Source organism: Neisseria sp. CCUG12390 (assembly GCF_047837985.1).
In the GTDB taxonomy this organism is placed as follows: domain Bacteria; phylum Pseudomonadota; class Gammaproteobacteria; order Burkholderiales; family Neisseriaceae; genus Neisseria.
Genome location: NZ_CP181244.1, coordinates 2180325 through 2200475, shown reverse-complemented (window position 1 = coordinate 2200475; position 20151 = coordinate 2180325). Strand labels below are relative to the sequence as shown.

The 20151-nt window shown below is 55.7% G+C and carries 17 protein-coding genes and 1 pseudogene; 11 read left to right on the top strand and 7 right to left on the bottom strand.

All coding sequences use genetic code 11. The annotated features are described in order from the left end of the window. Positions 1-186 precede the first annotated feature (186 nt). The 3 genes from gyrB (at position 187) to ACM67E_RS10090 (ending at position 5558) form a co-directional block, all read left to right on the top strand. Positions 187-2577, top strand: a complete 2391-nt coding sequence (gene gyrB, locus ACM67E_RS10100; protein ID WP_416191318.1) for a DNA topoisomerase (ATP-hydrolyzing) subunit B — start codon at positions 187-189, stop codon at positions 2575-2577. A gap of 553 nt (positions 2578-3130) precedes the next feature. Next, on the top strand, positions 3131-4639 hold the full coding sequence (locus ACM67E_RS10095) for a catalase (protein ID WP_416191317.1): 1509 nt from the start codon (positions 3131-3133) through the stop codon (positions 4637-4639). A gap of 610 nt (positions 4640-5249) precedes the next feature. After that, positions 5250-5558, top strand: coding sequence for a PepSY domain-containing protein (locus tag ACM67E_RS10090; protein WP_416191316.1), 309 nt, complete (start codon positions 5250-5252; stop codon positions 5556-5558). A 232-nt stretch (positions 5559-5790) separates the two neighbouring features. On the opposite strand, the pseudogene msrAB reads toward ACM67E_RS10090, so the two are convergent. Then, positions 5791-6750, bottom strand: a pseudogene (gene msrAB, locus ACM67E_RS10085) (bifunctional peptide-methionine (S)-S-oxide reductase MsrA/peptide-methionine (R)-S-oxide reductase MsrB); the annotation flags it as partial. Between the two features lie 117 nt (positions 6751-6867). Between msrAB and rfaQ the strand changes: the two are divergent. Further along, positions 6868-7947, top strand: a complete 1080-nt coding sequence (gene rfaQ, locus ACM67E_RS10080; RefSeq protein WP_416191315.1) for a putative lipopolysaccharide heptosyltransferase III — start codon at positions 6868-6870, stop codon at positions 7945-7947. A 68-nt stretch (positions 7948-8015) separates the two neighbouring features. On the opposite strand, the gene ACM67E_RS10075 is transcribed toward rfaQ, so the two are convergent. After that, positions 8016-8360 carry a porin gene (locus ACM67E_RS10075; RefSeq protein ID WP_416191314.1) on the bottom strand — a complete coding sequence of 115 codons (345 nt, stop codon included), beginning with the start codon at positions 8358-8360 and terminating at the stop codon, positions 8016-8018. A 102-nt stretch (positions 8361-8462) separates the two neighbouring features. On the opposite strand from ACM67E_RS10075, the gene ACM67E_RS10070 reads away from it, so the two are divergent. The 4 genes from ACM67E_RS10070 (at position 8463) to ACM67E_RS10055 (ending at position 11822) form a co-directional block, all read left to right on the top strand. Then, a complete protein-coding gene (locus ACM67E_RS10070; protein WP_416191313.1) occupies positions 8463-9269 on the top strand; it encodes a carbon-nitrogen hydrolase family protein in 807 nt (268 codons plus the stop codon). Between the two features lie 122 nt (positions 9270-9391). After that, on the top strand, positions 9392-9934 hold the full coding sequence (ruvC, locus tag ACM67E_RS10065) for a crossover junction endodeoxyribonuclease RuvC (RefSeq protein WP_416191312.1): 543 nt from the start codon (positions 9392-9394) through the stop codon (positions 9932-9934). 158 nt (positions 9935-10092) lie between these two features. Continuing rightward, entirely contained in the window at positions 10093-11151 is a 1059-nt protein-coding gene (locus ACM67E_RS10060; RefSeq protein ID WP_416191311.1) for a metallophosphoesterase, read from the top strand. A 404-nt stretch (positions 11152-11555) separates the two neighbouring features. Beyond that, positions 11556-11822 (top strand): hypothetical protein, encoded by a 267-nt coding sequence (locus ACM67E_RS10055; RefSeq protein WP_416191310.1) that lies wholly within the window; start codon positions 11556-11558, stop codon positions 11820-11822. Positions 11823-11890: 68 nt separating this feature from the next. Here ACM67E_RS10055 and xth read toward each other — a convergent pair whose 3' ends face one another. The 4 genes from xth to wrbA form a co-directional block, all read right to left on the bottom strand. After that, the gene (xth, locus tag ACM67E_RS10050) at positions 11891-12661 is read right to left on the bottom strand and encodes an exodeoxyribonuclease III (protein ID WP_416191309.1); all 771 of its coding nucleotides are present in this window, start codon (positions 12659-12661) and stop codon (positions 11891-11893) included. A gap of 102 nt (positions 12662-12763) precedes the next feature. Beyond that, entirely contained in the window at positions 12764-13051 is a 288-nt protein-coding gene (locus ACM67E_RS10045) for an ArsR/SmtB family transcription factor (RefSeq protein ID WP_416191308.1), read from the bottom strand. A gap of 227 nt (positions 13052-13278) precedes the next feature. Beyond that, positions 13279-14007: an oxygen-insensitive NADPH nitroreductase gene (gene nfsA, locus ACM67E_RS10040; RefSeq protein ID WP_416191307.1), complete on the bottom strand. Its 729-nt coding sequence runs from the start codon at positions 14005-14007 to the stop codon at positions 13279-13281. A gap of 193 nt (positions 14008-14200) precedes the next feature. After that, positions 14201-14803 carry an NAD(P)H:quinone oxidoreductase gene (gene wrbA, locus ACM67E_RS10035; RefSeq protein ID WP_416191306.1) on the bottom strand — a complete coding sequence of 201 codons (603 nt, stop codon included), beginning with the start codon at positions 14801-14803 and terminating at the stop codon, positions 14201-14203. Positions 14804-14910: 107 nt separating this feature from the next. Between wrbA and ACM67E_RS10030 the strand changes: the two genes are divergently transcribed. From ACM67E_RS10030 to ACM67E_RS10020, 3 genes are all read left to right on the top strand, one after another. Continuing rightward, complete coding sequence (locus tag ACM67E_RS10030; protein WP_416191305.1) at positions 14911-16140, top strand: YihY family inner membrane protein; 1230 nt, start codon at positions 14911-14913, stop codon at positions 16138-16140. Between the two features lie 94 nt (positions 16141-16234). Then, positions 16235-18013, top strand: a complete 1779-nt coding sequence (locus ACM67E_RS10025; protein ID WP_416191304.1) for an extracellular solute-binding protein — start codon at positions 16235-16237, stop codon at positions 18011-18013. 145 nt (positions 18014-18158) lie between these two features. Further along, positions 18159-18803 carry a nuclease-related domain-containing protein gene (locus ACM67E_RS10020; RefSeq protein WP_416191303.1) on the top strand — a complete coding sequence of 215 codons (645 nt, stop codon included), beginning with the start codon at positions 18159-18161 and terminating at the stop codon, positions 18801-18803. A 421-nt stretch (positions 18804-19224) separates the two neighbouring features. Here ACM67E_RS10020 and prmA read toward each other — a convergent pair whose 3' ends face one another. Further along, a complete protein-coding gene (gene prmA, locus ACM67E_RS10015) occupies positions 19225-20112 on the bottom strand; it encodes a 50S ribosomal protein L11 methyltransferase (protein ID WP_416191302.1) in 888 nt (295 codons plus the stop codon). Positions 20113-20151 lie beyond the last annotated feature (39 nt).

Sequence of the window (20151 nt, the reverse complement as noted above, 5' to 3'; positions counted from 1 at the left end):
CGGCGTTTTCTATGGCTGTTTTACGGTATGAAAAGCTGAAATATCCAGCAAAATCAGGTATAATAACGCGTTATTTGCCGTTTGGCCGCATAGTTTGCCGACAGTCGTTGCCGGCTTCATGCAGGGCCTGCAAAACAAGGTTTCAGACGGCCTGTTTTTCTATTCAGTTTCAAAAAGATAAAGATTATGACCGACCAAAAACACGAAGAATACGGCGCAGACAGCATCCAAGTCCTCGAAGGCTTGGAGGCGGTGCGCAAACGCCCGGGTATGTACATCGGCGACACGCAGGACGGCAGCGGCCTGCACCATATGGTGTTCGAGGTACTCGACAATGCCATCGACGAAGCCCTGGCCGGTCATTGCGACAAAATCAACGTGGTGATTCACGCCGACAATTCCGTGAGCGTGGCCGACAACGGCCGCGGCATGCCCACCGGCATCCACCCGAAAGAAGGGCGTTCGGCGGCGGAAGTCATCATGACCGTGCTGCACGCGGGCGGTAAGTTCGACAACAACAGCTACAAAATTTCAGGCGGCCTGCACGGTGTGGGCGTGTCGGTGGTGAACGCGCTGTCCGACTGGGTAACGCTCACCATCCACCGCGACGGTAAAGAGCATTTCGTCAAATTCGTCCACGGCGCGGCGGAAGAGCCGCTGAAAGAAGTGGGCGTGTCCGACAAAAAAGGCACGACCGTGCGCTTTCGCGCCAGCGAAACCACGTTCGGCAACATCGAATACAGCTTCGATATTCTGGCGAAACGCATCCGCGAATTGTCTTTCTTAAACAACGGTGTAGACATTGAGTTGACCGACGAGCGCGACGGCAAGCACGAGAGTTTCGCCTTGTCGGGCGGCGTGGCCGGTTTCGTGCAGTACATGAACCGCAAAAAAACGCCGCTGCACGAAAAAATCTTCTACGCGTCGGGCGAAAAAGACGGCATGGGCGTGGAAGTGGCGATGCAGTGGAACGACAGCTATCAGGAAAGCGTGCAGTGTTTCACCAACAACATCCCGCAGCGCGACGGCGGCACGCACCTGACCGCGCTGCGCCAAGTGATGACGCGCACCATCAACAACTACATCGAAGCCAACGAAATCGCCAAAAAAGCCAAAATCGAAACGGCGGGCGACGATATGCGTGAAGGTTTGACCTGCGTGTTGTCCGTGAAACTGCCCGACCCGAAATTCTCGTCGCAAACCAAAGACAAGCTGGTTTCCAGCGAAATCGGCCCTGTGGTTAACGAAGTTATCAACCAAGCCTTGACCGAATTCCTTGAAGAAAATCCCAACGAAGCCAAAACCATCTGCGGCAAAATCGTCGATGCCGCCCGCGCCCGTGAAGCCGCGCGCAAAGCCCGCGAAATCACGCGCAGAAAAGGCGTGATGGACGGGTTGGGGCTGCCCGGCAAACTGGCCGACTGTCAGGAAAAAGACCCTGCGTTGTCAGAGCTTTACCTCGTCGAGGGCGACTCGGCGGGCGGTTCGGCCAAACAGGGGCGCGACCGCAAATTCCAAGCCATCCTGCCGCTCAAAGGCAAAATCCTGAACGTGGAAAAAGCCCGTTTCGAGAAAATGCTCGCCAGCCAGGAAGTCGCCACGCTGATTACCGCGCTGGGCGCAGGCATCGGCAAAGAAGAATTCAACCCCGAAAAACTGCGCTACCACCGCATCATCATCATGACCGATGCCGACGTGGACGGCGCGCACATCCGCACGCTGCTGCTCACCTTCTTCTACCGCCAAATGCCCGAACTGGTCGAGCGAGGCTACATCTACATCGCCCAGCCGCCGCTCTACAAAGCTAAACACGGCAAGCAGGAACGCTACCTGAAAGACGAGTTTGAAAAAGACCAATGGCTGCTCGGTCTCGCGTTGGACAAAGCCAAAATCGTTTTAGACGGCCGCACCATCGAAGGCGAAGAGTTAGAGCAGATTGCCAAACAGTTCCTGCTCGCCAAAGCCGCCATTGAGCAGGAAAGCCGCGTCATCGACAATCTGGTGCTCAACGCCCTACTGCACACCGAACCCGTAAGCCTCGAAACCGCAGACAGCACCGACGAAGCCATAGGCCGTCTGAATGCCCTGCTCGACGAAAAAGAAGTCGCCCTCGAGCGTGTCGAAGGCAGCGAAGGCCACCACTTCATCAAAATCACCCGCAAGCTGCACGGCAACGTGATGGTAAGCTACCTTGAAGCCAAATTCCTGAACAGCAAAGCCTACCAAACCATCAGCCAAACCGCCGAACGTCTGCGCGAACTGTCCGGCAAAACGCTGACGCTTGTCAAAGGGGACAACGAACAGGCCGTTTCCGGCTTTGAAGAAGCCCTCGACACCCTGATGACCGCCGCCCAAAAAGGCATGAGCATCCAGCGTTACAAAGGCTTGGGCGAGATGAACCCCGAGCAGCTCTGGGAAACCACCATGGATCCGAACGTCCGCCGCCTGCTCAAAGTGCGCATCGAAGACGCTATCGCCGCCGACGAAGTGTTCGTTACCCTGATGGGCGACGAAGTCGAACCCCGCCGCGCGTTCATCGAAAACAACGCACTGGTCGCGCAGAATATTGATGCGTAAAGGATTTTTAGGGTTTAAGTTTTAAAATCTGTTGTGAAAGCAAAGGCCGTCTGAAAGTTTCAGACGGCCTTTTTATTTGGTTGGTATGATTGTTTTGGGTGTGATTATTCCGATAGAATCCAAATAAAGCGTATCGGCCAGTTTGCTCAGGCTGCTCCTTGAGAAAATGCTTGATTTTGCCGATACGGTAGCGGAATTTATGGTGGAAATACAGTATGGATATGAAGGTATCCGATTTATTTGATTTAAGTTTTCGTAAAAGTTAAGGCCGTCTGAAACGGATTGTGCCACACTGTTCAGACGGCCTTTGCGCATGTTCAGGCTATAAATTTAAACTAATAAAAACCAGAAATAAATTAACAATAGCTAATAAAAATAACTTCCATAGTTTTAATAGTCAAAACCTTAGTGTATAGTCCAGCTCATAGCTTTAACCAAACAACAAATCCATCAGGATTTAAAGAAGCAATGGCAAGAAAGGGTGCAATCGTCAACCGTTGCCCGAAGCAAGTTGTTTTATCCCGTTTTTTCTGACCCAAAAGGAACACAAACCATGTCCAAATGCCCTGTAACCCACCTCACCATGAGCAACGGCGCGCCCGTTGCCGACAACCAGAACAGCCTTACCGCCGGCCCCCGCGGTCCCCTGCTGGCGCAGGATTTGTGGCTGAACGAAAAACTGGCCGACTTCGTGCGCGAAGTGATTCCCGAGCGCCGCATGCACGCCAAAGGCTCGGGCGCGTTCGGTACGTTTACCGTGACCAACGACATCACGAAATACACCCGCGCGGCCATTTTCAGCGAAGTGGGCAAGAAAACCGAAATGTTCGCCCGTTTCACCACCGTGGCCGGCGAGCGCGGCGCGGCCGATGCCGAGCGCGACATCCGCGGTTTTGCGCTGAAGTTCTACACCGAAGAAGGCAACTGGGACATGGTCGGCAACAACACGCCTGTGTTCTTCCTGCGCGACCCGCGCAAATTCCCCGACCTGAACAAGGCCGTGAAACGCGATCCGCGTACCAACATGCGTTCCGCCACCAACAACTGGGATTTCTGGACGCTCCTGCCCGAAGCTTTCCACCAAGTTACCATCGTGATGAGCGACCGCGGCATTCCGAAATCCTACCGCCACATGCACGGCTTCGGTTCGCACACCTACAGCTTCTGGAACAAAGCAGGCGAGCGTTTCTGGGTGAAATTCCACTTCCGCACCCAGCAGGGCATCGAGAACCTTACCGATGCCGAGGCGGAGGCCGTAATCGCGAAAGACCGCGAAAGCCACCAGCGCGATTTGTACGAAGCCATCGAACGCGGCGATTTCCCGAAATGGAAAATGTACGTGCAGATCATGCCCGAAGCCGATGCGGAAAAAGTGCCCTACCATCCGTTCGACCTGACCAAAGTCTGGCCGAAAGCCGATTATCCGCTGATTGAAGTGGGCGAGTTCGAACTGAACAAAAATCCCGAAAACTTCTTTGCTGATGTAGAACAGTCCGCCTTCGCACCGAGCAACCTCGTGCCCGGCATCGGCGTATCGCCCGACAAAATGCTGCAGGCGCGCCTGTTCAACTACGCCGACGCGCAACGCTACCGTTTGGGCGTGAACCACAAACAAATCCCCGTCAACGCGCCGCGCTGCCCCGTACACAGCAACGCCCGCGACGGCCAAGGCCGCGTCGACGGCAACTACGGCAGCTTGAAACACTACGAACCGAACAGCTTCGGCGTATGGCAGGAACAGCCCGAATTTGCCGAACCGCCTTTGAAAATCAACGGCAACGCGGATTACTGGAACTACCGCGAAGACGACGCGGACTACTTCAGCCAACCGCGCGCCCTGTTCAAGCTGATGAGCGACAAGCAGAAACAGGCCCTGTTCGACAACACCGCCGCCGCGATGGGCGATGCAGAAGACTTCATCAAATACCGCCACATCCGCAACTGCCACGCCTGCGACCCTGCTTACGGCGAAGGCGTCGCCAAAGCGCTGGGGCTGACCGTTGCCGATGCACAAGCCGCCCGCGCAACTGATCCCGCGCTGGGTCAGCCGGGACTGCTGTAATGTGGCTGGAACTCGGTGAAATACTCGCCGATGCGGTAAACCGCTACCGCAAACGGTAAGGCTGACAAATAAGGCCGTCTGAAAACGTTTTAGCGAAATTTGCTATCCGTTTTCAGACGGCCTTTGTTTTTTGGTTTGGGTGGTTTTGGTGGCTGTGCCGATGGTTTGTGTTGATGATTGACAAACTGACGCCAGTCGTCTTTTCTCATCCAAATATTCCGCTCAATTGTAGGTACGGTTAGCCGCCGCAAGCGGCGTAACCGTACGAAACAGCGACGGAAAATAAAATGCCGTCTGAAAAGCAACAGCGGTACGTACGGTTACGCCGCTTACGGCGGCTAACCGTACCTACGGCCAATCCGTTCTCATACCGTTGTTCAAATCGTCATTCCCGCCTGCGCAGGGGGCGCAGCGGACTTGCGTAGCTAATGACGGCGGCGGGAAATTTCCGCACGGCGTCGCCCGCTTTTTTCAGACGGCCTTTGTCTTCGGTTTTGCCGCGGTTTGTAAAACATTCGTATTCGGTATGTTCCTAATCTTGTGCTAAATCTGAGTGTTTAGAATGCCTGTTATCACAACAGTCCCCTTATATTTTTCACAAGGATTTTGCATGAACGCTAAAAAAATCATCACCGGACTTGCTGCGTGCGCTGCCGTTTCTCTGGTTGCCGCTGCCGGTATTACCGCTTTTTCGTTCGGCTTGTTCGCGCCGGTTTCGGGCAAGCAGGCGGCTGCGGCGGCGGTGGCGCACACCGGCGGCTATGCCGAAGAAGTGGATTTTGAATACGATTACTACACCGGCAGCCGTTACGAAGTCGATACCATTGCCGACGGCCGCAGACACGAAGTGATTGTTGATGCTGGCAGCGGCAAGGTTTTGGCTGTCCAAGCGCAATACCCCGAACACGATAACGGTTAATTGAAACATGCCCGCATTCGTCGGGAAAATTTCGAGGCCGTCTGAATATTCAGACGGCCTCGATTCAATCCGTAAGGCGCGGGGTTCGGATTTTTTGCTGTTTTAAACGGCCATATGCCCGTGATTGGCGGACTGGCGTCAGCCGATAGCGGCATCGGTAACCGGCAGCACCGGCCGGAATAGGGGCAAGGGTGCGCAGTATCCGGACGCAGCCGTCTTTAACCGAAAATGTTCAGACGGCCTCGACCAGATATTTCCATTCACCGTAGCCTTCTTCATCCATTTTGTCCAACGGAATGAAACGCAGGCTTGCGCCGTTGATGCAGAAGCGCAGGCCGCCGAGTTCCTGCGGGCCGTCGGGGAAAACGTGTCCCAAATGCGAATCGGCGGCTTTGCTGCGCACTTCGATGCGGCGCATATTGTGGCTCAAATCTTCCCGCGCGGTGATGTGTTCGCGCGCAATCGGTTTGGCAAAACTCGGCCAGCCGCAGCCGGAGTCGAATTTGTCGACGGAACTGAACAGCGGTTCGCCGCTGACGATGTCCACATAAATGCCCGGTTCGAAGAGATGGTCGTAGGCGTGGGAAAACGGGCGTTCCGTGCCGCTCTGTTGGGTGACGTAATATTCTTCGTCGCTCAATTTGGCGCGGATTTCGTTTTCAGACGGCCTTGCGAACACGCGCGGCGCGGCGGTGTCGGCGGCTAAGGGTTTGGCGGCCAAGCGCAGGTCGATGTGGCAATAGCCGTCGGGATTTTTACCCAAGTAATCCTGATGGTAGTCTTCGGCGGCGTAGAAATGCCGCAAGGGTTCGCATTCGACGACGACCGGCGCGGCGTGTTTGGCTTGTTCGGCAGCCAGCGCGGCGCGGATAACCGGCCCGTCGGCATCGTGGGTGTAATAAATGCCGGTGCGGTATTGTTCGCCGACGTCGTTGCCTTGGCGGTTGAGCGTGGTCGGATCGATGATGCGGAAATAGTGGCGCAGAATATCGGTCAGGCTGATTTCTTCATCGTCAAACACGACTTTCACCGTTTCCGCGTGGCCGGTGTTGCGGCGGCAGACGTCTTCGTAAGACGGGTTTTCGGTGCGGCCGTTGGCGTAGCCCGATACGGCTTCGGATACGCCGCGGATGCGTCGGAAATAGGCTTCCACGCCCCAAAAGCAGCCTCCGGCGAGATAAATGGTGTGTGTCATGGCGGGTCTCCGTTTAAAATCGAATGTCTTGCAGATAAGGGCATTCCCTAAAATTTCCATCCGCTTTACAATGGCGGGTTATTATTCAATCAAAATCAGGCCGTCTGAAAACTTATGTCCATCACCGATCCCAAACGCATCCTAATCATCAAATTGCGCCATCACGGCGACGTTTTGCTCACGACGCCGGTGGTTGCCGCCCTCAGACGGCGTTTCCCCGAGTGCGAAGTCGATATGCTGGTGTATGGGGAAACGGCGGACATCATCCGCGACAATCCCGAAATTGCGCATATTTTCAGCGTCGACCGCTCGTGGAAAAAGCAGGGCGTCAAGGCGCAAATCAAACACGAAACCGATTTGTTCAGGCAGCTCAGGGCGCGCCGTTACGATTGGGCGTTCAACCTTTCCGACCAATGGCGTGCCGCCGCGGTTGCCAAATTCTGCGCCCGGTTCAGCGCGACTTTGGCGTATGGGAAGCGCGACAATGCAGCATGGCGGTTTTGTCATGATTTCGTCAATCCCGATTTGGACGTGAACCACCACGTCATCGAGCGGCATTTGGCGGTGCTGCCGCCGCTGCTGGCGCGCGAAGAGTGCGTCGGCGCGGAAGTGTTGCTGGCCATCGGCGACGAAGCGCGGCGCGGCTGGGAAAGCAAACTGCGGCAACAAGGCTGGCGCGGTGAGGATTATGTGTTGGTGCATCCCGGTTCGCGCTGGCTGTTCAAATGCTGGGAAGACGGCAAAAACGCTGCCGTCGTTCAGCTTTTGCTCAACCACGGCTGCAACGTGGTGCTGACCGCCGCGCCCGATAAGGCGGAGCGCGACATGCTGGACGAAATTCTAGGCCGTCTGAATGTTCCGGCAGGCGTGAAGGTGTGGGATATGGGCGGCAAACTCAACCTGCGCGAACTCGCCGCTGCGATTGACGGTGCGCAACTCTTTTTCGGCGTGGATTCCGTGCCCATGCACATGGCGGCGGCTCTGGACAAACCGCAAATCGCCCTGTTCGGCCCGACATGGGTCAGCCGCTGGCGGCCTTATTCGGAACAGGCGGATGTGGTGTGGGCAGGCGATTTCGGCGAACTGCCGCATCCCGAGAGTATCAATACCGACGACAAAACGCGTCTGCTCGGGGCGATTCCGCTGGAAACGGTGTGGAACAAGATGGCGGACAAATTGGGTTTGGCGCGTTGAGCCGACAGCAGCAAGGCCGTCTGAAAACTTCTGTTTTCAGACGGCCTTGTTTCATGATTTTTTACGGGTTATTTGTCGCGCCCGAACCCGACATACGATTCGCCGCGCTGTTTGCGTTCGCGCCATTGTTCGCGCAGCGAGCCGCTGTTTTTGCCGCTGCGCCGCTCGGAAGCGGACGGCGCGTCCTGTTCCCATTGCCAAGTCACTTGGTTGCCGCTGCCGCCGATCGGGTGCGAACCGCGCAAACCGACAAAGCTGCCTTGGTCGGCGATTCGGGTGCCGGAAACGGATTGGCCGTTGATTTTCGTGCGCGAGCTTTCCACGCCGCTTTTCAGTTCGCCGTAGATTTTCACTTCGGCAAAAGCCGGCGCGCTCAGGAGCAGGGCGGTTAAAATAAAGGCGGTGGTTTTCATGATTTGCCTTTCGCGGGAAAAGAAAATAAGATGAAGCAGTATAACCGACCTGCCTGTAAAAAAATCACGATTCAGGTAAAGGCCGTCTGAAAAGGAACCGACATGATTGACACCATCCGCGCTGCCGCCGTGCAGATGATTTCCGCCACCGACCCCGACACCAATATCCGAACCATGCGCCGTTTGGTCAAAGAAGCCGCCGATAAGGGCGCGGATTGGGTGCTGCTTCCCGAATACTGGCCGGTGATGGGGCGGCAGGATACCGACAAACTCGCCTTTGCCGAAACCCTGGGCGAAGGCAGGCTTCAGACGGCCTTGAGCGAAGCGGCGCGCGAAAACAAAGTGGTTTTGTTCGGCGGCACGATTCCCTTGCAATCGGAAACCGAGGGCAAGGTTTTAAACACCATGCCCGCTTACGGCCGCGACGGCAAGCCCTTGGCGCATTACCACAAAATGCACCTGTTCGGCTTTTCCGGTTTGGGCGAACGCTATGCCGAAGCGGACACCATCGCGGCGGGCAGCGAAGTGCCGAAGTGGACGGTCGGCGGCGTAAACGTGGCGGCGGGCGTGTGCTACGACTTGCGCTTTCCTGAATTTTTCCGCGCCCAATCGCCGTTTGACGTGCTGCTGCTGCCGGCCGCGTTCACCTACACCACGGGGCAGGCGCATTGGGAATTATTGTTGCGCACGCGGGCGGTGGAGAATCAATGCTACGTCGTCGCTTCGGCACAGGGCGGCAGACACGAAAGCGGAAGGCGCACGTTCGGCCACAGCATGATTATCGACCCGTGGGGCGAGGTGCTGGCCGTGTTGCCCGAAGGCGAAGGTGTGGTGTGCGCCGATTTGGATGCAGGCCGTCTGAACAGTGTGCGCACGCGCCTGCCGGCTTTGCAGCACCGACTGCTTTGAAGGTTTCATAGTGAACTGACAAGAAATCGACATCGTTGGCTTCGGCTTGCCGCTTATTTGATTTCACTATACGGGGCCGTCTGAAATTTTTCAGACGGCCTTTTGCCCGATATAATGAACGCATGAACACAAAACCCATCCGCATTTTAGGCATCGACCCCGGCAGCCGCATCACCGGCTTCGGCGTCATCGACGTGTACGGCCGCGAATACGGCTACGTCGCCTCCGGCTGCATCAAAACCATTCCGGGCGACGAATTGGCCGGGCGCATCGGCGTGATTTGCGAACACATCAACGAAATCATCGACGTGTACCGCCCCACCCAAACCGCCGTCGAACAGGTCTTCGTCAACGTCAATCCCGCGGCCACGCTCATGCTCGGTCAGGCGCGCGGCGCGGCGATTGCCACGGCGGTGATGCGCGGTCTGCCCGTTTACGAATACACCGCTCTGCAGGTCAAGCAGGCCGTGGTCGGGCAGGGCAAGGCGGCCAAAGAGCAGGTGCAGCACATGGTGGTGCGGATGCTCGGTTTGTCGGGTACGCCGCAGGCCGACGCCGCCGACGGTTTGGCCGTCGCGCTCACCCACGCCCTGCGCAATCACGGCTTGGCCAACCAAATCAACCGCAACGGTTTGCAGGTCAAAGGCGGGCGGTTTCACGGTTGAGGCCGTCTGAAAAGAAAGCCGGCGTGTTTTATCCTGCGTTGGCAAGCCCTGTATGGACAAGGCCGTCTGAAACATGATTTGCGTTTTCAGACGGCCTTTCATCTTTTTTCAACATAAACCCCGTTAAAATCCCGATTTTTATCTTGAGAACATCAATCATGAGCTACCGATACCGCCAAACCCTACCCGATACGCCGCTGGACATCGTCGGCGATGTACACGGCGAATTTGCCGCGCTGGAAAAGCTGTTGCGCCATCTGGGCTATGATTCGGACGGCGTTCACCCCGAAGGGCGCAGGCTGGTGTTCGTCGGCGATTTGTGCGACCGCGGGCCGGACAGTCCGGCGGTGCTGAAGTGGGTAAAACGTGCGCAGGAGCGGGGCTTGGCCTATGTCGCGCTCGGCAACCACGAATTGAATATTTTGGTTGACGACCGCAAAGACGGTTCGGGTTGGTTTTTCGATTCGCGCGCGGAAAAAGACGGCGCGAACTATGCACCCTGGCGGCGGGCCGATGAACAGGAAAAAGCCGAGTTCGGCGAATGGCTGGCGCGGCAGCCGGTGATTTGCGAACGCGCCGACATCCGCGTCGTCCATGCAGCATGGCTGCCGGAAATGTTCCCCAAGCTGGACGAAGCGTCTGCGCGCGGCGAAGATTTGGTGACGCAATACCGCCGTTTTGACCGGGAATTGGCGCAGCAGCTTCAGACGGCCGCTTGGTACGGCGGTTACCGCCGTGAGCAGCAGCTTTATGCCGAAGCGGCGGAAAATCCCGACCGCCTGCCGCCGCCCATGCCTGCGACCGCGCAATATGATTTTGCACGCAGCAAAGCGCATCCGCTGCGCGCCTTGACCAGCGGCGTGGAAAAACCGGTGTCGGAGCGGTTTTATGCCGGCGGACGTTGGCGCGGCACGGGACGTTGCCCGTGGTGGGACGATTATCGGGAAGACGTGCCCGTCGTCATCGGCCATTATTGGCGCGCGTGGAGGCCGTCTGAACAAGCCGTTGCCGCCGAGCGCAATCTGTTTCCGCGCGAACCGAACGCGTGGCACGGCGCGAAAAAGAACGTGTTCTGCGTGGACTTTTCCATCGGCGCAAGCTGGCGCGCGCGCAAGTTTCCCGAAAAATATCCGCCGCAGCAATTCCGTCTGGCGGCTTTGCGCTGGCCGGAGAAAACGCTGGTGTTTGACGACGGGGAAACGGTGGAAACCGATTAAAAGCATCGAAGCCTGAGACCTTTGCAAAACCCCGGATTTGAGTACAGTTCGAAGTTATAGCAGCACAGAAAGCGTAGACATATCATTTAGATAGGCAAGCTTTCGAGCAGCGCATAACGAAGAAATGTGCCAAAGATGGGGATTTTGCAAAGGTCTCAGCCTTTGAAAATTTACGGGTTCTCAAAATTCTCAGCGTGTTTGCGGATTGAACTTTTGTGCTTGTGGAATATACATAAAGGCCGTCTGAAAAGTTTTTTTCAGACGGCCTTTATCGTGGCGGAAAATACATGGGTTTTTACTGAGAACGTTAACAAGGCCATTAGCGGATAAGGCCATAGTGCGGACTAATCATGTGGGCAGCGTACGGATTCAGACGGCTTTTGACCTTGTAGGGCGGTGCATTTATGCCCACCGAAACCATCGAAAACAAGATAACGCCGCGGTATCCGGGCAGCGAGTATCCTGCCGATTCTTTTGATTCCGTTGATTTTCGGTACACAAAGGCCGAGACCTTTGCAAAACCCGAAAATATTCAAAAATTTCTAATCCGTCATTCCCGCGCAGGCGGGAATCCAGACTTATCGGTTTCGGAAATATTCAGAAATGACAGCAGGTTAAAATTCTGGATTCCCGCCTGCGCGGGAATGATGGAAATAGATTTTTTGGTTTAAGTTGAGTTTTGCAAAGTCTCAGGCCGTCTGAAATATTTTTTCAGACGGCCTGATTTTGAGCGGCTCGGTTACAAATCAAACGTTGCCGTCACCGGTGCATGGTCGCTCGGACGTTCCTGTCCGCGTGCGTCCAAATCGACCTGCACGTCTTGCAACGCCGCAGACAAGGCCGGGGAAATCAGCAGGTGGTCGATGCGTAACCCTAAGCCGCGCTGGAACATCGCGCCGCGGTAGTCGAACCATGTGTAAAACGCGCCTTCGGGATGGATTTGGCGCAGGCTGTCGGTCAAGCCCAAATCGAGCAGGTTTTTGAACCATTCGCGTTCGACGGATGAACAATGGATTTGTTCGCGCCATTTTTCGGGGTCGTAGCAGTCGGCGTCGGCGGGGGCGATGTTGAAATCGCCGAGCAGAACGAGTTTGTCATGGCGGGCGAGTTCGCTGCGCACAAATTCGGTGAGCGCGGCAAACCATTCTTTTTTATATTGGAATTTCGGGCTGTCGAGTGCTTCGCCGTTGACGCAGTACACGTTGATGACGCGCACGCCGCCCACGGTGGCGGCGATGACGCGGCGTTGCGGGTCGTCGGGCAGGGCGGGCAGGCCGGTGTGGACGTCTTCAATCGGACGGCGGCTGATGATGGCGACGCCGTTGTAGGTTTTCTGGCCGCTCCATGCGGTTTGCCAGCCCATCATTTGCAGCGCGGCGGCAGGAAATTTGTCTTGGTCGAGCTTGAGTTCCTGCAGACACAGTACGTCGGGCTGACAGTCGGCCAGCCAGTTTTGCACCTGCGGCAGGCGCACGTTGAGGGAATTGACGTTCCAAGTGGTGATTTTCATGGGGATTCCGTGTGTGCGGCCGTCTGAAAATTTGAGCAAAAAAACAGCGCGGCCAGTTGGTAAACCGCGCTATTTTAGCATTGATTCCGGCCGGGTTTAAACTCAGGCGGCCTGCTGTCCGGCCTGCTTCAGGCTTTTGAGCGTGTGCAGGATGACGGCGGCTTCGTCGGAAATCAGGCGGTATTCGAGTACGCGGTGGTAGCGGGTAAATTCGACCAGGCCTTCGCTGCGCAGTTTGGCCAAATGGTTGGAAACGGTAGTGGCATGCTGGCCGGTGGCGGCGCATAATTCGCTGACGTTGTATTCACCCTCCAGCAGCAGGAACAGGATGGCCATCCGTTCGGGGTGGGCGATGAGTTTCAGAAGGGTTGAGAGACGCTGGTTTTCCATGATGGTGTTTGTGTCTGATGAAATGGTCGGAGCGGTCGGAAAATTAAAAAGATAGTCATTCTTTTTCCGTTTATCACGATTCCAGACCGCTTGTTTTGATTGAGTTTAACACCAAATCCACGGGCTTCGGCCGGATTGCTTTAAAAATATTGTAAAGAATTGTTATGGCTGAAGCAGTTGGAAAGGCCGTCTGAAACGTTTTAGACGGCCTTTCCGATCATCGGACATTATTTTTCCGCAAAACCCTGTTTGTGCAGAAACGGCAGGATTTCGGGGCGGATTTCGCCTTTGAGCGATTCGGTCATCTGTTCGACCCAGTCGGTATCCATATTGCTGCGCTCTTTGTAATATGCACGCGTCAGGGTGCGGTAGTCGGCCAGCACCTTGTCGTCAACCGGCTGATAACGGTTTTCTGAAACCATGGCTTCCAGCGGCAGACGCGGGCGCAGCATGGGGTCTTGCGCGGGGTGGCCGAGTGCCATGCCGAACATGGGGACGACGTGTTTCGGGAGCTGCAAAATTTCGGCGGTGCGGTTGATGTCGTTGCGGATGTAGCCCAGATACACGCCGCCCAAGCCCAGGGATTCGGCGGCGAGCATGACGTTTTGCGCGATGATGCCGCAATCGACGGCGCCGATTAACACCATTTCCGTCCAATCCAGTTGCGATTCGGGGGCGAAGGATTGGTGTTTGGCGAAATCGAAACAGAAAACCAGCAACTCGGCGCAGGTGTCGATGCTGCTCAAGGCGCGGCCGATGTCGCGGATTTGGCGGCGCACTTCGGGATCGGTTACGCGGATGATGTGGGTGGATTGGAAAAAGTTGGAAGTCGAACCGGCGCGTCCGGCGTTTAAGATGGCGGTGAGCTGTTCGCTGCTGATGGGTTCGTCGGTAAACTTGCGGATGGAGCGGTGCGCCAGTGCGGTTTCGATGACGGGTTTGCTTGATAAGGTCATGATTTTCCTTTCTATTTTGTTTGATGTTGTCAGGCCGTCTGAAAACTGAAAACGGATTTTCAGATGGCCTTGATGTTGTGTTGTAGAGGGAAGGCGGTTGTGACTCAAACCCTCTCCTTAGCCCTCTTCCTTGCTTAGGGAGAGGGGACGGATGGTGGAAGCATGAAGATTGTTGAGCGGGCGGTCAACTGATTTAAGCCAATTTCAATGCCAGTTCGGCCAAACGTTTGCCCTGCGCGAAAGCCAGTTCGTTTTCGTCGGCACTCAATGCCGCGCGGCCGTCGTGTCCGGCGACGTGCGATGCGCCGTAGGGCGTGCCGCCGGTTTGGGTGTGGCTCAGGGCGGTTTCGCTGAACGGGATGCCGCTGACGACCATGCCGTGGTGCAGCAGCGGCAGCATCATGGTGAGCAGGGTGGACTCCTGGCCGCCGTGCAGGGAGCTCGAGCTGGTGAACACGGTGGCCGGTTTGCCGGACAATTCCGCGCCCAGCCATTGCGGAATCGTGCCGTCGATGAAGTATTTCATCGCGGCGGCCATGTTGCCGAAACGGGTCGGGCTGCCCAAGGCCAAACCTGCGCAGTTTTTCAAATCATCGGCGGTGGCGTAGGGTGCGCCGCTGTCGGGGATGCCGGGTTCGACCGCTTCGCAGACGGCGGAGACTTTCGGCACGGTACGCAACACGGCTTCGCAGCCGGCGACGCTTTCGATGCCGCGGGCGATTTGGCGCGCGAGGTTGAGCGTGCTGCCGTTTTGGCTGTAAAACAAAACCAGTATTTTCAGGGGATTCGGGTTCATGACGTGATTTTCCGTTACAATGGCTTTAATCAGACTGATTTTCAGACGGCCTCGGGATAAGGCCGTCTGAAAATATGGCAATCATACAATACATTAAGGAAAAGAGTATGCCGTTTTTAACATGGTGGCAAGGCTTGTCGGAAAATAAAACCGCCGGATTTTTGATGTTTGTGTTCAAGCGGTTCAACAACGAGCGCGTGCCGCAGGTGGCTTCCAGCCTGACGTTTACCACGCTGCTGGCTTTGGTGCCGGTGTTGACGGTCATGCTGGTGGTGGTGTCGGCCTTTCCGGTATTCGACGACTGGTCCGCTTCGTTCGTGGAGTTCGTCAACCGCATGATTGTGCCGCAAGGAGCGGACGTGGTGTTCGAATACCTCAACCAATTCAAAGACAAAGCCAGCAAACTGACCGCCATCGGCAGCGTGATGCTGATTGTGACCTCGCTGATGCTGGTGCAGACCATCGACAGTGCGTTCAACCGCATTTGGAACGTGCATACGCAGCGGCCGATTGTGCAGCAGCTGCTGGTGTATTGGGCTTTGCTGACGTTCGGCCCGCTGTCGCTGGGTATCGGCTTGTCGCTGATGCTCGGTGCGCTCAACGGTTTGGGCTTGGAACATATTTCGCCTTATTTGGCCGAAGCGGTGCGCTTTTTAATGTCGGTTTCGTTCAGCACGGCTTTGCTGTGGGCTTTATACCGCTTTGTGCCGCACCGCTTCGTTCCCGCGAAACATGCTTTAATCGGTGCATTGGTTACGGCGTTTGCTTTGCAGGTTGCCCGCTATATTTTTGCTTTGTACATGACCAATTTCGACGGCTATAAATCGATTTACGGTACGTTTGCGGCGATTCCGTTTTTCCTGGTGTGGCTGAACCTGCTCTGGTCGACGGTGTTGGCCGGTGCGGTGTTGACTTCTTCGCTGTCGTATTGGCAGGATAATGCGTTCCGCCGCAATTTCGATTCGGCCGGCCGTTTTGACGATGTGCTGAAAATCCTGTTGCTGCTTGAAGCGGCGCAGCAGCAGGGCAGAGCCATGTTGGTGCAGGAGTTGCGCGGCCACATCAATATGGGCTACGACGAGTTGGGCGAACTTTTGGAAAAACTGGCGCGTCACGGCTATGTGTATTCGGGCAAACAGGGCTGGGTGCTGAAAACCAGCGCGGACAAAATCGATTTGGGCGAGCTGTTTAAAATCTTCGTCTATAGCCCTTCGTACATGAAAAAAGACAAAGTCAACCTTGCGGTTGACCGCATCATGCAGCCCTGCGTCGAAACGATGAACATGACGCTGGCCGAGTTCCGCGTGCATACGGATAAACACGGTGAGGCCGTCTGAAAAAATATCCGCAAGCCGTGAGGCCGTCTGAAAAGCAAAGTTTTCAGACGGCCTTTGCTATAATGGTTTCCCCGTTTTATCCGTCGTGCCGCTTATGAAAACCACCGCTTTTGTTCTGCTCATGCTGGCCGCGCCTGCGGCCTTTGCCGCCCACGCCCTGAGCCTGGGGCAGCCGCCTAAATATCCGCCGCATTTCAAAGCCTTTGATTATGCGAACCCGAATGCCCCGAAGGGCGGCACGTTCACGCTCCCCGTGCAGGGCGGATTCGACACGCTCAATCCGTTTACGCTCAAGGGCGACCATGAAGCGGGCGTGGCGGCCTTGACGCTGGACACGCTGATGGAGAAAAGCCTTGACGAGCCGTTTGCGGTGTACGGTTTGCTGGCGCAAGACGTGAGTCTGGCTTCAGACGGCCTGTCGGTTACGTTCAGGCTCAACCCGAAAGCGCGTTTCCACAACGGCGATCCGGTGTTGGCCAAAGACGTGGCCGCTTCGTTCAACACTTTGACGCAGGACAAAGCCGCCGCGCCGATGTATAAATTCTATTGGAGCGACGTGGCGAAAGTGGAAACGCCCGAAGCGCGCACGGTGGTGTTCCGCTTCAAAAAGAAAAACGCCGAGCTGCACATGATTTTGGGCGAACTGCCGGTGTTTTCCCACAAAAGCTACCCGCAAGGCTTGGCGGCTGCGGCCAATAAACCGCCCGTCGGTTCCGGGCCTTACCGCTTTGCCAAAGCCGACGGCGGCCGCCTGAGCGAATACCGCCGCGATAAAAATTACTGGGCGCAGGATTTGCCCGTGAGAAAAGGCCGCTACAACTTCGACACCGTGCGTTTCCGCTATTTCAAGGACGACAGCGTGCGCATCGAGGGCATCAAGGGCGGACGGTATGATTTCGTGCAGGAGAACATCGCCCGCAACTGGGCGCGTGCTTACCCCGACGACATGCTGAAAAAGCGCGGCTTGAGCAAGCACGAGTGGACGCAGGGCAGCACCGCCGGAATGCAGGGTTTTGTGATGAACCTGCGCCGCAAACCGTTCGACAATATTCTGGTGCGTCAGGCGATGGTGGAGAGTTTTGATTTTGAAAATGCCAATGCCAAACTGTTTTACGGCGCGTATCGGCGCAGCAACAGTTTTTTCACCAACAGCACGATGGCGGCGACGGGCAAGCCGTCGGGCGCGGAGCTTGCCTTGCTGAACACGGTGAAAGCGCAATTGCCGGCGGCTGTGTTCACGCAAAACGTGCCGCAGCCGCCGACGGCAAATCTGCAAACCGGCGTGCGCCCGAATCTGCTCAAAGCGCGTGCCTTGCTGCTTCAGGCAGGATACCGCTATCAAAACGGAAAACTGGCGGACAAGCAGGGCAGGCCGCTGATGTTTGAGTTTTTAAGCCCGAGTAAAACCTACGAGCGCGTGAATGCCAAATGGCAGCGCGATTTGGCCAAAATCGGCGTGGGCATGACCATCCGCATCGCCGACCCTGCCGTGTTCCAAAAACGCATGAATGCGTTTGATTATGACATGACCATCGTGGTGTACGCCAACAGCGAAAGCCCGGGCAACGAGCAGTTCAACTATTTCGGCTGCGAAGCGGCGAAAACCGAGGGCAGCCGCAACTGGGCGGGCGTGTGCCATCCGGCGGTGGAAACGCTGCTGAAACGCTTCGAACATTTCAATAACCGCGAAGAATTGACCGTGTCGGCACGCGCGCTTGACCGTGTGTTGCGTCATCAATACATTATCGTGCCCAATTGGTTCAGCGACCGTTACCGCGTGGTTTACCGCGACAATCTCGGCATTCCGCCCGTTTTGCCGAAATATTACAGCCCGACGGATTGGGCTTTGAGTTCGGCTTGGACAGAGCGTTAACTGCATAAATAATCGATTAAGGGTGAAAATAACAGATAAACGGTATTTTCTATTGTAAATAATGTCATTTGGGTTATAATAATCAGAAAATGCAACATGAATAAAGTTGCGCAAACCAATAAAATAACATTACGTGGAAAATATCATGAATTCTTCTTTTGACTTTTCAGACGGCCTTTTCGCCTATCTTTGGTGGATGATTCCCGTCGCAGCGGCGGCTTTTCTCGCCCAAACACGCTGGTTGAAAAATTTTGCCGCACGCTTTGCCGTGAACGTACGGGCAAAATGCGAGTTGGATGCCGGCGTTTATCACGCTTTTCCCAAGTTGGATGTCCGCTTGGGTGGCAGACACGAACAAATCGACTGCGTGTATGTGTCGCGCTTCGGGATTTTTGTGGTCAGCACGCCGAACCAGCAGGGGCGGATTTGGGGGGACGACGGCAAAGGAATGTGGACGCAGGAATTTCACAAAAGCCAAGCCCAATTTATGAACCCTTTGGTTCAAAACCAGCGTTATATCGAGGTATTGGCCGAGCAGCTGTCGCTTTCGCAAAAAGTGTTTTACTCGGTGGTGGTGTTTCCCAAAAACTGCCGTTTCCAAACCATGATGCCCGATAACGTATTGGATACGGGCGATTTTAACGAGTTTATCGCCCAATATGACGAACCTGTGTTGGATGACGAAACCGTTGCCGCCATCCGCGCGCAATTGGAAACCAGTGAATTCGACGTGGTGTTCGGCAGCACCCGCCTCGGCAACCAAAGCTGGCCGCTGAACAGCCATTCCTGATTACATTCAAATAAAGGCCGAGACCTTTGAAAAATCCCCATCTTTGGCACATTTCTTCGTTATGCGCTGCTCGAAAGCTTGCCTATCTAAATGATATGTCTGCGCTTTCTGTGCTGCTATAACTTCGAACTGTACTCAAATCCGGGGTTTTGCAAAGGTCTCAGGCCGTCTGAAAAAGTTGGGCAAACTTTTTTCAGACGGCCTTAAGCATAGCGGACTTGCGCAGCGAATGACGGACACGGAACCGGTAGGGCGGGTAATCGCTGCCCGCGTTATTTTTGGTTGGATGTGGTCGTCGATATTCCGTTTTTAGCGGACGTAAACGCGCCATCCTACCAGCGGCAAAGGCCGTCTGAAAACTTACTGCGTGTGTTTTCAGACGGCCTTTGTATATGTGCTATCAACGGAATCAAACGGGGAATCAGCGTTTCACGCCGCTTAAGCGTGCCCATCCTTCGTCAATCTCGACAGGTTCGATGTCGAACCATTGGCTGTAGATTCCGCTTAATTCATCAACTTGTTCGTCCAATAATCCCGACAGCACAATGCGTCCGCCCTGTTTGGTGCGTCCGGCCAGCATTTCGCCGAGCATACGCAAGGGATTGGCGAGAATGTTGGCGACGACGACGTCGAATTGGCCTTCGGGAAGCGCGTCTGGCAGGTAGAATTGCGCTTGGACATTGTTTTGCTCGGCATTGTCTTTGCTGGCGCGGATGGCTTGGCTGTCGATGTCCACGCCCACCGCCGAACCTGCACCCAGTTTGAGTGCGGCAATCGCCAAAATGCCCGAGCCGCAGCCGTAATCCAGCACGCTTTCGCCGCCTTTGAGTTCTTTGTCCAGCCACTGCAGGCACAGGCGTGTGGTCGGGTGGCTGCCCGTGCCGAAGGCCAAGCCGGGGTCGAGTTGGAGGTTGACGGCGTTTCCGTCGGGTGCGTCGTGCCATGACGGGGTAATCCACAGGCGGTCGGAAATCTGAATCGGGTCGAATTGGGCTTGGGTCAGGCGTACCCAGTCTTGGTCTTCCAGGATTTCGGTGGTGTAGGCCGGGGCGGCCAAACCGCATTCTTGTGCGGCAGCCTGAATCACGGCGGCGGCATCGTCGTGTTCGCCGAAGAGGGCGATGACTTTGCTTTGCTGCCAGATTTGTTCGGTCGGCATACCGGGTTCGCCGAAAATGGCCTGTTCGTTTTCCGTACCGGCGTAGGCGTCTTCGATGGCGGCGGAGAGTGCGCCGTGTTCCATCAACGCATCGGCCAAAGGCTCGGCAACGGTATCTTTTACGGCAAGGGTAATTTGTTGGTATGGCATGGTGGGCTTTCTGTCGGATAGGCCGTCTGAAAAATATAG

Coding starts and splice junctions, on each gene's coding strand:
- gyrB (WP_416191318.1), top strand. CDS start 187: ATGACCGACCAAAAACACGAAGAATACGGCGCAGACAGCATCCAAGTC.
- ACM67E_RS10095 (WP_416191317.1), top strand. CDS start 3,131: ATGTCCAAATGCCCTGTAACCCACCTCACCATGAGCAACGGCGCGCCC.
- ACM67E_RS10090 (WP_416191316.1), top strand. CDS start 5,250: ATGAACGCTAAAAAAATCATCACCGGACTTGCTGCGTGCGCTGCCGTT.
- rfaQ (WP_416191315.1), top strand. CDS start 6,868: ATGTCCATCACCGATCCCAAACGCATCCTAATCATCAAATTGCGCCAT.
- ACM67E_RS10075 (WP_416191314.1), bottom strand. CDS start 8,360: ATGAAAACCACCGCCTTTATTTTAACCGCCCTGCTCCTGAGCGCGCCG.
- ACM67E_RS10070 (WP_416191313.1), top strand. CDS start 8,463: ATGATTGACACCATCCGCGCTGCCGCCGTGCAGATGATTTCCGCCACC.
- ruvC (WP_416191312.1), top strand. CDS start 9,392: ATGAACACAAAACCCATCCGCATTTTAGGCATCGACCCCGGCAGCCGC.
- ACM67E_RS10060 (WP_416191311.1), top strand. CDS start 10,093: ATGAGCTACCGATACCGCCAAACCCTACCCGATACGCCGCTGGACATC.
- ACM67E_RS10055 (WP_416191310.1), top strand. CDS start 11,556: ATGCCCACCGAAACCATCGAAAACAAGATAACGCCGCGGTATCCGGGC.
- xth (WP_416191309.1), bottom strand. CDS start 12,661: ATGAAAATCACCACTTGGAACGTCAATTCCCTCAACGTGCGCCTGCCG.
- ACM67E_RS10045 (WP_416191308.1), bottom strand. CDS start 13,051: ATGGAAAACCAGCGTCTCTCAACCCTTCTGAAACTCATCGCCCACCCC.
- nfsA (WP_416191307.1), bottom strand. CDS start 14,007: ATGACCTTATCAAGCAAACCCGTCATCGAAACCGCACTGGCGCACCGC.
- wrbA (WP_416191306.1), bottom strand. CDS start 14,803: ATGAACCCGAATCCCCTGAAAATACTGGTTTTGTTTTACAGCCAAAAC.
- ACM67E_RS10030 (WP_416191305.1), top strand. CDS start 14,911: ATGCCGTTTTTAACATGGTGGCAAGGCTTGTCGGAAAATAAAACCGCC.
- ACM67E_RS10025 (WP_416191304.1), top strand. CDS start 16,235: ATGAAAACCACCGCTTTTGTTCTGCTCATGCTGGCCGCGCCTGCGGCC.
- ACM67E_RS10020 (WP_416191303.1), top strand. CDS start 18,159: ATGAATTCTTCTTTTGACTTTTCAGACGGCCTTTTCGCCTATCTTTGG.
- prmA (WP_416191302.1), bottom strand. CDS start 20,112: ATGCCATACCAACAAATTACCCTTGCCGTAAAAGATACCGTTGCCGAG.